The sequence below is a fragment of the Pantoea sp. Seng genome (assembly GCF_009829935.1).
GTDB lineage: Bacteria > Pseudomonadota > Gammaproteobacteria > Enterobacterales > Enterobacteriaceae > Pantoea > Pantoea communis.
In genome coordinates, this window is record NZ_SZZV01000006.1 from 83863 (window position 1) to 98726 (window position 14864).

The following is a 14864-nucleotide window of genomic DNA, read 5'->3' on the forward strand; positions in this document are numbered from 1 at the left end:
TTCAGCCTGACGTTCTGCGCAGCTGCCATAAAAACCAGGGGGCACCGATAAATGCGGTCAACAGCCCGGCGGAAATCGGCCATGGCCAGGCGATGTTGCGCCCCAACCAGTCGGCAAGCACCATCAATAATCCTCCCATCAACGCGGCGGCGCACAGTTGATGACGCAACAAATGGGCACCCAGCGCTCTGGCGCACTGCGGTGCCAGCAAACCGATAAAACTCAGCGGGCCGACCAGCAGTGTGCCCGCAGCAGTGAGTAATGCCGTGAGCAGCAGAATCAACAAATTCGTGCGGCGCAAGGCGATGCCCAATGACTGAGCAGTCGGCTGCCCTAATCCTAAAAGCGTTAACCAGCGTTGCATCATCAATGCCAGCGGACACAACACCATCGCGGCAACCATCGCACCAGCGGCCATGCTTGCGTCTATGTTCGCGGTCGAGCCGGTACTCCAGTTCAACAGCATCAGGGCACGCGGGTCGCCACTTAGCATCAGTATCATATTCAGCGCGCTGGCGAGGCTGGTGAGGCTCAAACCAATCAGCACCATCTTCTGCGGGTTAAACCTACTGCGCGCGCCAAACAAAAACAGCAACAGCATGGCGACCAGGCTGCCGACCACCGCAGCGGGTAACATAAACGTCAGAGGCCAGGAGGTGAACAGCACGGTCAATAACACCGCGAGGGCCGCGCCGCTGCTGATGCCGGTCAGCTCCGGGCTCGCCATCGCATTACCTGTTAAGCGTTGAATTAGCACCCCCGCACACGCCAGCATCATCCCTGCACAGAGCGCACCGCTGATTCTCGGCCAGCGCCAGACCAGTAGCTGTGAAGTGATCGCGCCTGGCGGTGTACGGTTGAACCAGAGAGACGCAGGCAGAATCAGCAGCAAAAGCAGTAACAGCATCCCCAGTTGACGCGTGTTGAAACGCGGGGTCGCGCTGAGCCGCGTTTGCCCGGTCGGCAGATGTGTGGCGCGTTGCCGCATTAGCAGTATCAATAATAACGGAGCGCTTAACAGTGCCGTCACGGCGCCTGATGGGATGTCGCCCGCCGCAGGGGAACAGCGTAATGCAAGCTGATCGACCAACAACAGTAAGGTTGCACCGGTGAGCATGCTGGCGATCAGCTGCGGTGAGAAGCGGCGCAGGCCGCAGGCTTTAACCATCGCCGGGGCCGCCAGCCCGATAAAACTGATAATCCCCACCTGGCTGGTGATCATCGCACTCAGAAACACCGCCACGCCCAGCGCCATAAAGCGCACCTGCACGGTGGCCAGACCCAACGCACGGGCATTTTGCTCGGATAATCCCAGCACCGTCAGCGGCCTGACCATCAACAGACTGGCGATCATTGCACTAGCCAGCGTTACCGCCAATACCAGGCTGCTGCTCCAACCGCTTTGCGTCAGTGTCCCGGCTTGCCAGCTAAACAGATCGCTGAGGTAATCGTGGTTGAACAGCACCAATAGTGTGTTCAGCGCGTTGCCGTACAGGCTGAGAACCATGCCAACCAGTATCACGCTCAGCGGTGCGAATCGGCGACCCGCGGTGAGCGCCATCAGGATCAAAATAGCCACCATCGATCCGATCAGCGCCAGCAGAGGCAAACCGATAACCAGCAGGCCCGGCGCGAAAACCAGCGCTGCGGACATCGCCAGATTGGCACCGGCAGCCACGCCGAGCGTTCCCGGTTCAGCCAGCGGATTTTGCAGCACCTGCTGAAACAGCAAACCGGCCAACGCCAGGCCCGCGCCGCACAGCAGGCTGACAGCGATGCGCGGCAGAAAGCTTTGCTCAACCAGCAGCGATGATAGTGAGACGGGATAGCGTGCCAGTAGCGCAGTGTAATTGACCGTGACCAGCGTGAGTGCCGCAATAAAAGCGGTGCACAGTAGCACCATGGCGCTCATCGGTTTCATGATGCGGTTTCCAGTACGCGAGTGATATCGTTCGCCAGCCCAAGCGCCGTCGCGAGGCTGCCAAACGGAAAGAAATGTTCCAAACGGGTCACACGCCCTTGCGCCACCATCGGCAAGTGGTGCCATAAACCGTTCGGCTGCCGGGCGCGCATTAAACGTGTCATCGCCGTGGGTAATTCAGTGTAGAAAAGCCAGTCGCAGGGGAGATCGGCCAGTTCCTCTATGCGCACTCGCGCGACGTGCGCAGCGTTAACCGATTTCTGCCAGGCGTTGATCAAACCGAGCTGGCATAACACCGCATCGGCCAGACTGCCGTTGCCGTAAAGCGTTGCGTACTTACCATCCTGATCCAACACCATCACCAGTACGCGCTTGTGTTGAGGATTAATCAGGCGCTGGCGATAAGTGTCCATTGCCGTGTCGATCTGTTGCAGCCACTGAGTTGCGCGAGGGCTAACATCCAGGCGCGCGCCCAGTTGCTGGGTCCATGCATGCAAGGCTTGCCATAAATCACCAGACGTCGCAAATGCGGTGACGGTTTCTACCGGGGCGATGGCCGCCATTTTGGTCATAACGGCGGCGGGGAGTGCATCGCTGATAATCAGAGCAGGGCGCAGGGCCGCGAGCATTTCCAGATTGGGCTCCCAGAAAGGCCCGATATCCTGCACGCTGTCAGGTGACAGCGGGCGCGGAATGCGTTGGCGAAAATAGTGGCTATCGGAAATTGCCAGCGGTGTGACGCCCAGGCTTAGCAGCGTTTCCGCTGCCGCCCAGTTGATCGCCACAATACGCTGGCGATCGGTAATGACCTGGCTCGCACGTGCCGCGATGGGCAGCACGACGAGCATTTTCAGGCAGGTACGACGACTGATGTTGAACATCAGAAGTTCAGCTTCAGCGAGCCTATAAAGGTGCGTTCCTGGCCCGGATAGCAGCTGGTATCGCCATCACAGGTGCCGACGTAGTGATGATCAAACAGGTTTTGTACGTTGAATCCGACCTGAATATTTCTGTTCACCTGATATTTCACGCCCGCATCCACCAGGGTGAAGTTCTTTACCGGAATGGTGTTGGCGTTGTCGCCGTACATGCTGCCGATATAGCGCACGCCAGTGCTCAGCAACAGCCCGTCGAACATGCCCTGATGGAAGCCATAGTTCAGCCATGCCGATGCCATGTTTTTCGGCACGTTAGCCTGCTGCTTGCCCTGATCGCCATTGTTGCTTTTGCTGATCTCGGCATCGGTGTAGGTATAAGAAGCCAGCACGTCGAGGTTAGAGGTCAGCTGTGCCTGTGTTTGCCACTCGATGCCGCGTGAGCGCACTTCACCTGATGCCACCTGATAACCGGTGGCGAGGCCATCGACGATTTCATTGGTGAGCACGTTGGATTTGGTGATATCAAACGCGGCCAGTGTCATCAGCAGATTGCTGTCCGGCTGATATTTCACCCCAATCTCATACTGATGCGCCTTACTCGGATCGAAGGTGCGGTTCTGGCTGTCGGTGCCGCTGTTGGGCACGAATGACTCGGCGTAGCTGATGTACGGCGCCAATCCGTTGCCAACCAGATAAGTTAATCCTGCGCGTCCGGTCCAGGCATCTTTGTCCACCCATGAGTTGCTGCCACTGAGGTTGTTCTGCGTGCGCATGCTGATATCGTCATGACGACCGCCGAGCGTCACCAGCCATTGATCGGTCAGGTGAATTTGATCCTGCATGTACACACCCAACTGGGCGGTGGTTTGATCGTTGTTATTCACGGCGTTGGTCGGGTCGGCGATATCCAGACCGTAAACCGGATTGGTGATGCTGAGCGCGGGCGCAACAGCGCTGAAGCGCTTGGCGTTGGCATCCAGCCAGCTGTAATCCACCCCGGCCAGCAGCGTATGAGCAACTGACGCCGTGTTGAAATCCATCTGCAACTGGTTATCGATGTTGAAGGCTTTCATATGCTCATCAAAACGAATGGCGTTGCGTGACACGGTGTTGGTGGTGAAGTCTGGATCGCCTGCAAGCAGGTTGTTCAGAATGGTATCGGTCTGACCATAACGCAGGTTCTGGCGGAACTTAATGCCCTCTGAAAGCTGCTGGCTGAACTCATAGCCCACGCTGTATTGCTCCTGGCGGAAGCGGTTGTAGTTGTAATCGCCTAAGAGCGTGTCGGTGGTTTTGTTGCCCGGATTCGTCAGTACTGCCACGGTGCCGCCGGAGGTATCGCGCAGGTAATCCGCACGCAGCGTCAGACTGGTATCGGCGGAGGGAAGCCAGGTTAAAGTTGGTGCGAGGTACAGGCGGTTATCTTCGACATGCGGGCCATCGCGATACTGGAACTGGGTATCGCTGTCACGAGCCAGACCGACCACGCGATACAGCCACTGACCTTCATCATCCAGTTTATCGCTCATATCAAACTGCGCCTGGCGGCGATTGAAATTCCCCAACTGGACTTCAACTTCATGCACGCCGCGCGCGTCAGGCATTTTGCTGACGCGGTTCACGATCCCGCCAGCATCGCCGAGACCAAACAGGGTTGAAGAGGGGCCGCGTACAATATCAATACGCTCCAGCGCGTAAGGCTCGGTGCGGAAGTAGCTGTAACTGTTGTTGAGTTGACGCAGGCCGTCGCGGTAGTCGTTGGTGGTCAGAGCATTAAAGCCGCGAATGTAGATCCAGTCATAACCCTTAGGATCGACGCCATAGGTTTCGGTTTTCACTCCCGGCACGTAGCGCAACGCTTCGGTGACGCTTTGGACATTCTGGCGGTCCAATTGCTGACGCGTGATCACCGAGACTGACTGAGGCACTTCAAGCAGAGGTGTATCTGTTTTAGTGGCGCTGGTGGTTTGATCCGGTACGGCGGAAGAGTTGCTCGGGGTTTTGGTTACCGTCAGCGTATCTTCGCCTACTGCCGAAGGCGTGACGGAGACGGTGTCACCATTCTGCGTCCACTCCAGTCCACTTCCTGCTAACAGTTGACCCAGCGCACTGTTCAGCGTCATCGAGCCTTTCACCGGAGGAGCAGTTTTATTAGCAAGGGATGCCGGTGCAGCAATCAGCTGCACGTTGGCCTGTCTGGCTAACTGGTTGAGTGAGGTCGCCAGTGGTTGCGAGGGCAGTGACAGTGACAGCGTTGCCGCGGCGAAAACGGCGGATGCGGGCAATGCCACCGCCAGCGCGACGGCAATATGCGAAGGTCGAAATGCACGTAAAACAGAAAAACCAGCCATTCAGGATCCCCAGAGATAAGATAAATAATAATCATTCTCTTCTGAAGACGAAGCACGGGGTCAAACCCTGACGTCGATTTTAATTATTTTTTAACGTCATGCTGGTTGCGACCACAGTGGATTGATTTTTAATGTTTTTTATCTTCACCGGCAGCACGCGCGGCAATGCGTTAGCAAAGCTATCCACCCGATTGGTATCAAAACTGCCGCTGATGCGCAGTGCGGCAACAGCAGGCGAATTCAGCTTGAGCGAAACGTCGCCGTAGCGAGCAAACTCCGCCAGTGCCATATCCAGCCGCGTATCATCCAGCACGATACGATCGTCGCGCCAGGCGGCGATGCTCTCTGTGGGCAGCGTCGAGCGTGAAATCAGACGCCCCTGCGCATCGGTCAGCGATCGTTCTGAGGCGTGCAGCACACTGATATGTCGCTGTGCTTGTGGAATGTGCAGATGCTGCATTGCCCGCCACCAGCGGTTCTCCCAGTTGCCGCGTGGACCGACGCGAACCGCGCCTGAACGCACGGCGACATCGCTGCCTTCACCACTCATGGTATGCGGCAGGTAACGGACCCGGAATTCGGTGCCCACTACGGTTACGCGGGTTGGGCCGCTAAGCACCTCAAACGGTTGGTTCGGGTTGTGTGTGACCTGGAAGAAGACTTGCCCTTGCGGCATCTCCACTTCCCGGCGATTGGCAAAGTAGCGCACGTTGAGCTGAGTACCGGCATCCAGTGACAACTTGGTGCCGTCGGGAAGTTGTACGGTGCGCATCTCGCCACGTCCGGTGTGCCAGCTTGCGCTGTAAATCGGCGGGGCGAACGAGTTACGCAGCGGGAAGAACAGCACGGCTGCCAGTAAGAGCAGCGCACAGGTCGCGACCATCGGACGCCACCCAATACAGCGTGCTGGCGCGGGGCGCAAATGCGCAACGGCAGCGGCAGGAATAGCCGCCGTCTGTTGCCACAGCCCGCCCAAATCCTCGTATTCCGCCTGATGGGCGGGCGTTTGCAGCCAGCGTTCGAGAGCCTGCTGCTCCTCTCGCGTCATGCCCTCTTGCTGACGGAGTAGCCAGTGAATCGCCTGTTCGGCAATTGTCTGCTCATCATGACGCGTCATCGTGCCTTCCCTGTCGATTGTTCATCACGCCAGCTGTCGCGGCTGGCACGGCAGGCCAGCATGGCGCGAATGATGTGTTTTTCCACCATGTTGGTTGAAATTCCCATGCTCGCAGCCACTTCGCTTTGCGACTGCCCCTCAATACGATGACGGATAAAAGCCTCCCGGCAGCGCGGCGGCAGGGTCTCAATGGCAGCCACAATATGGTCGATATATTGTTGGTTCTCAAGGCGATTGTCCGGTTGCTCGTAGCCGGGTGCCAGTAACTCATCGGTGTCAGTATCTTGCGAGGGATCATACTGTTTCTGCAGGCGATAGCGGTCGACCAAAAGATTTCTGGCGATATGGTAGAGCAATCCGCGGTGCGAGGAAATCTGTTCCGGGGCAGCCAGCGCGCGGCTGAATGTCTCCTGGGTCAGTTCTTCCGCGAGGTGTTTATCCCGCAGTTTACCGCTCAAAAAGCGGAACAGTTCCGTGTAGTAACGCTCAAACGCTGACAAGATGGATTCCCAACAACCGCACAGTGCTGCATGCATGAAAGAGTGGCAGGCTGTATTTGAATGAAAATCGTTATCGTTATCAAGATGGGATGATTGGAAAAGGTAAAAAAAGCGTTGTTGAGGAAGATTTTGGGCGCGATAGGGTGCTGAGTGCGGAATTAAAAGTCGGGTAGGTGACGAGCCGTATCCATCTGTTGATGTAAAATTCGGGCAATAAATATTCCGGAAGGATTGGCAGTATAAAAAATGGTATGTGACTGGAAAACAATACGTTTCACATCCTGCACGCGCGGGTAATCCTGTCCCATCTCAGGCATCTTTGACAATGTTTCAAGGAACTCATCCAATGCATCGGTGTAGCGATCGGCTTGGGCTTCACCAAATTTGAGCAAGGTATAATCATAGATATTGGCAAAGTCACTGTCGGCAAGTTTGGACAGTTTATACATGATGAAGCTTCTTCCTTTCCGCAGCGATCTCACGCAGTGAACGCGGGCTTTCGCCACTTTCTAACCCTTCAACAACGGCATTTCGGACAACTTGATCATGTGATTCCTGTTGTTCCAGCAGCCGTAAAGCCGAACGCATCACTTCACTGGCTGATCCATATCGCCCTGAATCAACCATGCGGGAGATAAAGTTATCGAGTTGTTCACCAACGCTAACTGACGTTATTTTTCTCATTGAACTCACCGTGTATTAACTGTTAATACAAAAGAGCATAGTTTGCTCAACTAGTGGTGACCAGTCAAATGGACTTTCACGATTTGGAACCTCATACGCAAGGCTGATTTTTACCCATAAAAAAGGGGAACCGAAGTTCCCAATCAACGTGCAATTAAACGTAAACCGATTACGTCAGTTAGAAGTTAACCTTAACACCCAGCAGGGCGCTGGTATCTGAGTAGCCTTTGTCGCCCATCTGCTGGCCGATGTTGCCCCACAGGTTAACGTTTTTGGTGATCTGTCCTTCAACACCGACTTTCAGCTCACCCAGGTTAAGCGTGCCTTTCTGGCTGACCTTCACGCCGTTAAGTTCGCTGCCAAATTCCTGGGTGTTGTGGATCCAGTTGGCCTCAACAAACGGCTGGAACACGCGATCTTTGCCGTCATCAATCGCGTTGTGGCCTTTGATAAAGGCACGGGCACCCAAGCGGGTCTGAATGTTTCCATCACCAGTGCCTTTCACGCGGGTGCCATTCTGCTCGCGAATTTCATCCGCTTTGACACCCATCCAGGTGATTTGTGCCTGAGGCTGCACGAAGTAGCTCTCGCGCTCATTTTTCTCGCCAATTTTCCAGGTGTAACCGGTCTCAAGTGACGCGGTGATCCCTTTCGATTTGTAAGACTCGGCCGCCAGTGAATCTCCTTTCACGGTGTTGTCGAACCAGCTGTACTGCGCCCAGCTGTCAAGGTAGGCACCAGATTTCTCTTCATTGTCCTGTAACCAGGTCGCGTAGATGCCCGTGCTGTAACCATTGATGCTGCCATCCGCTTTCTGACCAGACAAATGGTTGCGGCTGTTGCTCTGCTGGTTAGCATAACCGGCCATCACACCGAGGTGATAGCGGTTGGTGCCATCCGTGGTCCACTGTGCAATATCGCCACCCATGTGCATCACATAACGGTTGGCCTGCGTTTTCATCTGGCCACTGCTGTCGCTGGAACGGGTATGACCGCCAACGTTGCGCAGCCACATGCTGGTGACTTTCTCCTCGCCCGTCAGCGCATCGACATAGTGGGTTTCACCCAAACGGTCATGTAAACGCGTGTTGAACAGATTGTTTGCCGCAGCCATATTCGCGGAGTAGGCGGCTGATTCCGGGCGGTAAATCTTAATGACGTCATCTTTGTCGCCGTTATCACCACCATCGCCTGGGTCTACTACACCACCGAGCACGTTAGTCAGATACCAGTTATTGTTGTTACTACCTTCACCGCGCACCAGGTTGTAATCATAGGCCCCGGCAACAATACGCCCGTCCTTCACAAACTCACCGTCAGATTTTCCGCCGACATTGATAACTTCAATACCGTTGATGGTTTTGGCACCGTTGCCGCCAGCATTATTAACGCTGACGCGTGTTGTGCCGCTGGTATCACCGGCAACGATCATTTTATCGGTGACCGAATTATCATCGCCGAGGGCGGTGTTCAGAGTGATATGACCGTTATTACCGCTGTAGTTGCCCGCGATATGCAGCTGATTGCCTGCCGCTGCGCCTGCACCACCCACAATGATGTCGCCGTTGTTGGTCAGATTGCCGCCAACGTTGAAGCGCACTGCATCGGACACTGCCAGCATCGAAACCGGATTCAGGCTTCCCAACTGCAGGGTACCGTTGTTGCTCACGTTGCCCGCCGTGCCGCCAAAGCCACCAGCAACGGCACCTTTAGCAATATTCAGGTTGCCGGAAGAGAGCGTGACGTCATTACCTGCGCTGCCAAGCTGTAAACCACCTGCATTGACCTGCGTATCACCGGTGTACTGCGCCGCCTGCTGGCTGAGCGTGACCACTCCTGAACCGTTTTGGTTTAACTGACCGCTGCCGGTAATGGCGTTGTTCAGCAACCAGCTGTCGCTGCTGGCAAGATTTAACAATCCTTCATTGGCGATGTCAGCTGAACCGAGACTCGACTGAGTTGACGCCGTTAATGTCGATGCGTTTTCAACGCTAAATTTACCCGCAAAATCACTGTTATCGCCCAGCAGTACAACATCACTGTTCTGTGCGATATCGGTTTCACCTGCACCGCTCAGGCTATTGAACAGTGCGCCCGCCGCGTTTTTCAGCGCCAGCAGACCTTCGTTGACGATATTGCCGCTGCCCAGACCGCTGGTATTGTTCAACTGCACGTCAGCGCCAGAAGCAATTGAAGTCGTTGCCTTAAGCCCAATATTGCTGCCATTGACTGTCAACGTGCCGCCGTTGACATTCAGGGCACCGCTGCCCTGCAGGCTGCCATCAACCGAACCGCCGTTAGTGATACTCAGCGCGCCGCCGTTGAGGTTTGCCACTGATCCTGTCGACGTGTTTAATGCGCCGATAGTCTGGTTGTAGCCATTCATGTCAAAGCCAGTGTTGGCCGCCATTGCCAGCTCTGAAGTCTGACCCAGCACGTTGTCATTGTTCATCAGCAGGGTGCCACTGCGCACATCCGTTTTGCCGCTGTAGCTGTTGTCCATATTAGACAGTGAGACAGTCTGACCCGCGCCGGTATCAATCGCCAGATCGCCGGTGCCAATCAGTTTCGCGCTCATATCCGCAGCATTGCCTTTTTTACCAAAGGCGTTAAGCACCAGCGCATCGCCGCCCTGAGTTAACAGGTCTAACTGCGTCAGGCCATACGTCACATACAGTCCGTCATCAGCCTGACCGCTGGTCAGGCGATAGTCGTAAGTGGCATTCGCCACCACGTTGCCATCCTGCAGCACGTTAGTGTTCAGGCGGTCGGTGATCAGGTTGCCGCTGGTATCATGCAGCTCCAGGTTACCGCCGGATCCGTTAACAGGAATCGCGCTACCCGCCAGTTTGATGCCCTGATCGCCTTCATCCTGCTCCAGTAATGAAACGGTTTGCGGTGGTAGCACATGGTGGTTGTTAACCGAGCCAGGATTAATTTCAACGGTACCGCGTCCGCTGATATCCATCAGTCCAGAGGTTTGCACGACGCCTTTAGCAACGGTATCGCCCGGTGTACCGGTATCAAATACCACGGTGCCACCGTCAAAGTTCAGTCCACCGATTTGCTGCACGCCATCGGCTACGGTGACTCGGCTATCCGTTCCTGCAAGCAGGGTGGCATGGGTGAGGGCCTGAGTATTCAGTCCATCAAGTCCAAATGTACTGTCGGTCAGCGCCAGCGTGCCGGTAAAGCTGTTGATTGCATTGTTGGACGTGAAGTCGAATGCATTTCCGTCCGTGCTGGCTGCAATTGTCCCCGCGCCGCTGATGTGACTGGCAAACTGCGTGTCAGCGCTTTGCTTGAGTGCCAGAGTGCTGTCTTGATCAATGTTGAAGCCCGTGCCTGCTGCATCATCCTGAGCATCACCTAATGGCAAGAGGATGTTGTCCAGCGTTAGCGTTGAGCCATTTTTCAGGTTGACCGTTTCAAAACCAGTGATGGTTTTACCGCTGGCTGCCAATGTCAGATCTGACTTGTCCAGATTCAGCGTATCGCCCGTGCCGCTACCTGCATTCAGCGAGGTGAACAGACTGGTGTCCGCTGCCTCAACGTTGACCAGGTTAAAGGTATCGTTACCACCTGCGGTAGTGACGTCCGTTGCCGTACTCCCTTTGTGCAGATCGACGGTATGATCGCTGGCAGTGGTGAGGTTGACCTGACCGACGATATTGCCGCCTTCAACATTGGTGAAGTGAACGCCAACCAAGCCACTGGTGATCTCCATTGCCACTTGTGCAGCAGAGTTGGCAATGATGTCGCCACTGTTGATGAAGCTGGTCAGCGAGCCGTTGTCGACATCCACCACCGGACTCAACGTTGATTGAGAGACCAGACGGCCACTTTGCTCAACTGACGATGTGCCTCCAGTTACTTTCAATGCTGAACCGCCTGCTGCGTTATTCACGTTTACGCTGGCACCGGATTTAACATTACCTGCCACATTGGCCACGATACCTTTGCCATTAGCGCTATTAACATCAATCACCAATTCACGGGAGGCTGACATATCCACGCTGCCAGTCGCGGTCGAGCCATCTGCATTTTGCAGCAGCAAACCGGTGCCGCTGCCATTAACTGTAATGGTGCCGCTATTGGTTTTGTCCATGCTCGCAGCTGTGCGCACACCTGCACCGTTATCAACAGTGATATGCGTGTTATCGAGTTTAATGCCGGCAATTTCAGCGCGGTTTTCAATCCCGTTGCCGTTACCAACGGGGTTCATTTCAATGGTGGCGTCTTTTACCGTCAGTCCAGTTGCGCCGCTATCCAGCAAGATACCGTGTGCGCTACCGCTGGCCTTAACAATGCCGTTACCGTTGAGGTCGAGATGAGCACCACTGCCAACTTTAATTGCAGCTTCGCCGTTAGTGGCTTCAATCGTACCGGTATTACTGACGGTTGAATTTGCGCCCTGAATATCAACAGCCACACCGTTAACGTGAATATCACCGATATTATCAAGCGTGCCGCCATTCACCAGCACCCCTGTGGTATCCGCAGCGGTGAAATTGATATTCCCATGATGCTCAAGGGTGCCGCCGTTACGGGCAATGTAACCGATAGCATTTGCCGCTGTGGCAACGCTGCCGTCCAGAGTGGCGTAGCTGATCAGTTTCGCGTTGCCACGGTATGACGCATCGCCGCTGCCGGTGATATCGCTGTAACTGCCGTCAACAATACCCGCGGTACTATTGGCGCCAGTCAGTGAAAGGGTGGTTTCTTTCGCAAGCGTGCCCTGGGCATTACCCATGACTTTGATACCGGTTGCGCCTTCACCGCTAGCGGTGATGGTCATGTTACCGGTGTTAAGCTGGCTGGCCTGACTGTTGCTCGTCACCAGTAGCGCAGTGGCATTTTTGCCGCTGCTTTCAACCGCAGAGGCGCTGCCTGTGCCGTCGAAGTTTGCTCCGCCGTCAATACGGTACATGGTTGAGTCTTCGGTACTTGCGACCTGTGCACTTGTACTGTTATCCAGTAAGGTGGAATTGGCACCAAACACAAAGTATCCGGTCTGTTTAGTGCCATTGCTGAAGTTCATGCTGCCTGCACTAGACACTTCGAGCATACCGCCATCACGAGCATGTGCACCAATCGCGCCATTGCCTTTAACGTTAATTGTATTTGCATTTACAGCACGACTACGTGCTCCTTGCGCCCAAAGACCGTAATTCGCAGTGCTGGTTAGAGGATCAAGGCCAGCTTCGATGTTAATCGTACCTTCATTACGTACGATTGCTGCTGCCCCTGGTGCTGAATAAAGTTGGGTATTCGCCTGCATTGCAATTGCATTAATACCGTTAAGAGTGATAATGCCACTTGAACCATTAATAGTGTTTTGGGCGTTATTAATTGCACGCATACCAATATTCTGCAGCGGAGCGTTACCTGCAACACCTGTAGCGACACCATTAATAGTGATATTTCCAGAGTTAGTCGCTCGTGTGTTGAAGCCCGTGGTGTCTACAGCAAGAGCCCCTTGTGTTTTACTGCCAATAACCATATCAGCACCAGATTTATTACTAAAAACACCGCGGTCATTGACGGTAACGAGCACATTACCTGGGTTTTTCGTATCAATATCAACGGTTGCATCACCAGCGATACGCTGCTGTTGACGTCCCAAATACATCATTCCTTCGTTAGTAAACGTAGCTGGCCCGGATAAATTAACACCACGTGTTACTCCTCCCGCAAGCGTATAAGACGAAGGCTCTGATGTGGCCGAAACATTGATAATGCCTTTGTTGACTAATGAAGACGATGTGAGTTGAACGCCGGTGTTATCATTGTATTGCTGGCGAGGGGCGAGGTTAATAATACCCTCATTAATAACTGTACTGCCGTTTAAGGCTTGAATACCCGTTCCTGGTCCATAGGTGGAGAAAACAAGGCCAATAGGGCTAGCGTCTGTCAGTTCACGTTTAAATTTGGCCATGTCTGGATCTGTACCGACATCAATAACACCTTTATTAGTGATCGTTGAATTATCTGCACGAATGACTACGCTACCTAAACTGGTGTTGTTAAACGAACCTAATGTTCCTTGATTTATCAGATTCGCACCATTAGCTAAACTGATAAGCGAAGCTGTAGATGCATACAACTGAATACTAGCACCACTGCTGATATTCACATTCGCATTTGCGCCATCAGCAATAATATAGGCAACCCGATCGGAGTTAATGTCGTCATGAATGGGGTCATTTTCAAAACCAGAATACTCTGCATAAACATATTTGAAACTGCCATACGCTTTTTTGAATTCTCGGTCGTAGTTAGTGGACTCTAAGCGACCTTCCTTAACAGCTAAAATCAGGGCGTCGTTATAAGCCCGAAGAGAGTTGATATCAGTGACATTTTGTGCGCCAATAGTACTTTCAAACACACCATTGTAACCAGCATAAAATGACGTGACATCAGACTGAGCGCTATCAATCTGATTTTCACGATAATTTCCTAATTGAACGACAGTTTTACTCTTATAATCTAAAGATGAGTTACCATTAACTTTAAAGATTGAAGAAATAAAAGTAGGATCTGTTTTGCTACCTTTTAAATACGCTAATAATCTGTTGGTATCCTGGTTATACCAGTCGGCAGATGTCGAGCCAATGCTAACATCAAGAGTGCTACCGTTCTGTAGTTCAATCAGATTTCGGTCTACGTATTGACCATTATCGCCAACGTTCTCTTTTATGCTTAACTTTGTAGAAAGTAAACTTCCACTTCTTAACTGGTTAGTATCAAAAGCCTGGAAGGTGGTTTTGTTGTGAGTAATAGGGTCAATGTAATCCACACCTACTTTGTTCCCCAAAGTGAGTGTATTGCCCAAGTAAGGAGCGCCATCGCCTTTCAAAATACCACCTGAAAGTGCTTCCGCAAAAGTCATTTCAATAAATCCAGCCTTTCCTGAATCGATACGTTTAAAGCCGTCAGTAGATTTCAATACTGAGTTGCCTGAAATGTATTGGGTGTTACTTCTATCAGTTGAGATGAATTGTTGTAATTCAATATCATCTGCTAATGCAGGTGCACCCATCGCCAGAGCAAGTGCACTCAGAGAAAATAATCCCATTGAACGAATCAAGTGAGAAGCACTTCTTTTGCTACCACAGTTTGACTTGGTTTTACCTAATGTTAATTCAGATGTGACATCGAAACGCCCTAACGTGCTGTTCCATTTAACTCTAAAAATCTTATTCATGACTTTACCTAATTTCTCTAAGACGTAAAAAATCCTGCCTGCGAGAGGCATTCTTTAGTGTGATAATGATTTACTTCGCCAACAGAAGTACGCTAATAAGCAACCAAAACCCTGAGCAAAAAGCGATTAATGCAAGCCAGGTTGTGGCTCTTAAATTAACAGTCGACGAAGGCAGATGTTTTTTTGTGATATTCATTACTACTCCA

8 protein-coding genes and 1 pseudogene are annotated in these 14864 nt (G+C 53.0%); all 9 read right to left on the reverse strand.

Annotated features, from left to right (window positions below; all coding sequences use genetic code 11):
- Position 1 precedes the first annotated feature (1 nt).
- Positions 2–1921, reverse strand: coding sequence for a Fe(3+)-hydroxamate ABC transporter permease FhuB (fhuB, locus tag FD737_RS07795; protein ID WP_237448758.1), 1920 nt, complete (start codon positions 1919–1921; stop codon positions 2–4).
- A complete protein-coding gene (locus tag FD737_RS07800; RefSeq protein ID WP_160833180.1) occupies positions 1918–2802 on the reverse strand; it encodes an ABC transporter substrate-binding protein in 885 nt (294 codons plus the stop codon). The genes fhuB and FD737_RS07800 overlap by 4 nt, the downstream gene beginning before the upstream one ends.
- A complete protein-coding gene (locus FD737_RS07805; protein ID WP_160833181.1) occupies positions 2802–5150 on the reverse strand; it encodes a TonB-dependent siderophore receptor in 2349 nt (782 codons plus the stop codon). Before FD737_RS07805 ends, FD737_RS07800 begins: the two co-directional genes overlap by 1 nt.
- A 79-nt stretch (positions 5151–5229) precedes the next feature.
- Positions 5230–6267 carry a FecR domain-containing protein gene (locus tag FD737_RS07810; protein WP_160833182.1) on the reverse strand — a complete coding sequence of 346 codons (1038 nt, stop codon included), beginning with the start codon at positions 6265–6267 and terminating at the stop codon, positions 5230–5232.
- Positions 6264–6767 carry an RNA polymerase sigma factor gene (locus FD737_RS07815; RefSeq protein WP_058960788.1) on the reverse strand — a complete coding sequence of 168 codons (504 nt, stop codon included), beginning with the start codon at positions 6765–6767 and terminating at the stop codon, positions 6264–6266. The genes FD737_RS07810 and FD737_RS07815 overlap by 4 nt, the downstream gene beginning before the upstream one ends.
- Before the next feature lie 158 nt (positions 6768–6925).
- A complete protein-coding gene (locus FD737_RS07820; RefSeq protein ID WP_034822506.1) occupies positions 6926–7216 on the reverse strand; it encodes a type II toxin-antitoxin system RelE/ParE family toxin in 291 nt (96 codons plus the stop codon).
- Positions 7209–7451: a type II toxin-antitoxin system ParD family antitoxin gene (locus FD737_RS07825; protein WP_160833183.1), complete on the reverse strand. Its 243-nt coding sequence runs from the start codon at positions 7449–7451 to the stop codon at positions 7209–7211. The genes FD737_RS07820 and FD737_RS07825 overlap by 8 nt, the downstream gene beginning before the upstream one ends.
- A gap of 178 nt (positions 7452–7629) precedes the next feature.
- Complete coding sequence (locus FD737_RS07830; protein WP_370523041.1) at positions 7630–12519, reverse strand: autotransporter outer membrane beta-barrel domain-containing protein; 4890 nt, start codon at positions 12517–12519, stop codon at positions 7630–7632.
- A gap of 2016 nt (positions 12520–14535) precedes the next feature.
- Positions 14536–14709: pseudogene (locus FD737_RS24120) on the reverse strand (ESPR domain-containing protein); the annotation flags it as partial.
- Between the last annotated feature and the right edge of the window lie 155 nt (positions 14710–14864).

Coding starts and splice junctions, on each gene's coding strand:
- fhuB (WP_237448758.1), bottom strand. CDS start 1,921: ATGAAACCGATGAGCGCCATGGTGCTACTGTGCACCGCTTTTATTGCG.
- FD737_RS07800 (WP_160833180.1), bottom strand. CDS start 2,802: ATGTTCAACATCAGTCGTCGTACCTGCCTGAAAATGCTCGTCGTGCTG.
- FD737_RS07805 (WP_160833181.1), bottom strand. CDS start 5,150: ATGGCTGGTTTTTCTGTTTTACGTGCATTTCGACCTTCGCATATTGCC.
- FD737_RS07810 (WP_160833182.1), bottom strand. CDS start 6,267: ATGACGCGTCATGATGAGCAGACAATTGCCGAACAGGCGATTCACTGG.
- FD737_RS07820 (WP_034822506.1), bottom strand. CDS start 7,216: ATGTATAAACTGTCCAAACTTGCCGACAGTGACTTTGCCAATATCTAT.
- FD737_RS07825 (WP_160833183.1), bottom strand. CDS start 7,451: ATGAGAAAAATAACGTCAGTTAGCGTTGGTGAACAACTCGATAACTTT.
- FD737_RS07830 (WP_370523041.1), bottom strand. CDS start 12,519: ATGCTCGAAGTGTCTAGTGCAGGCAGCATGAACTTCAGCAATGGCACT.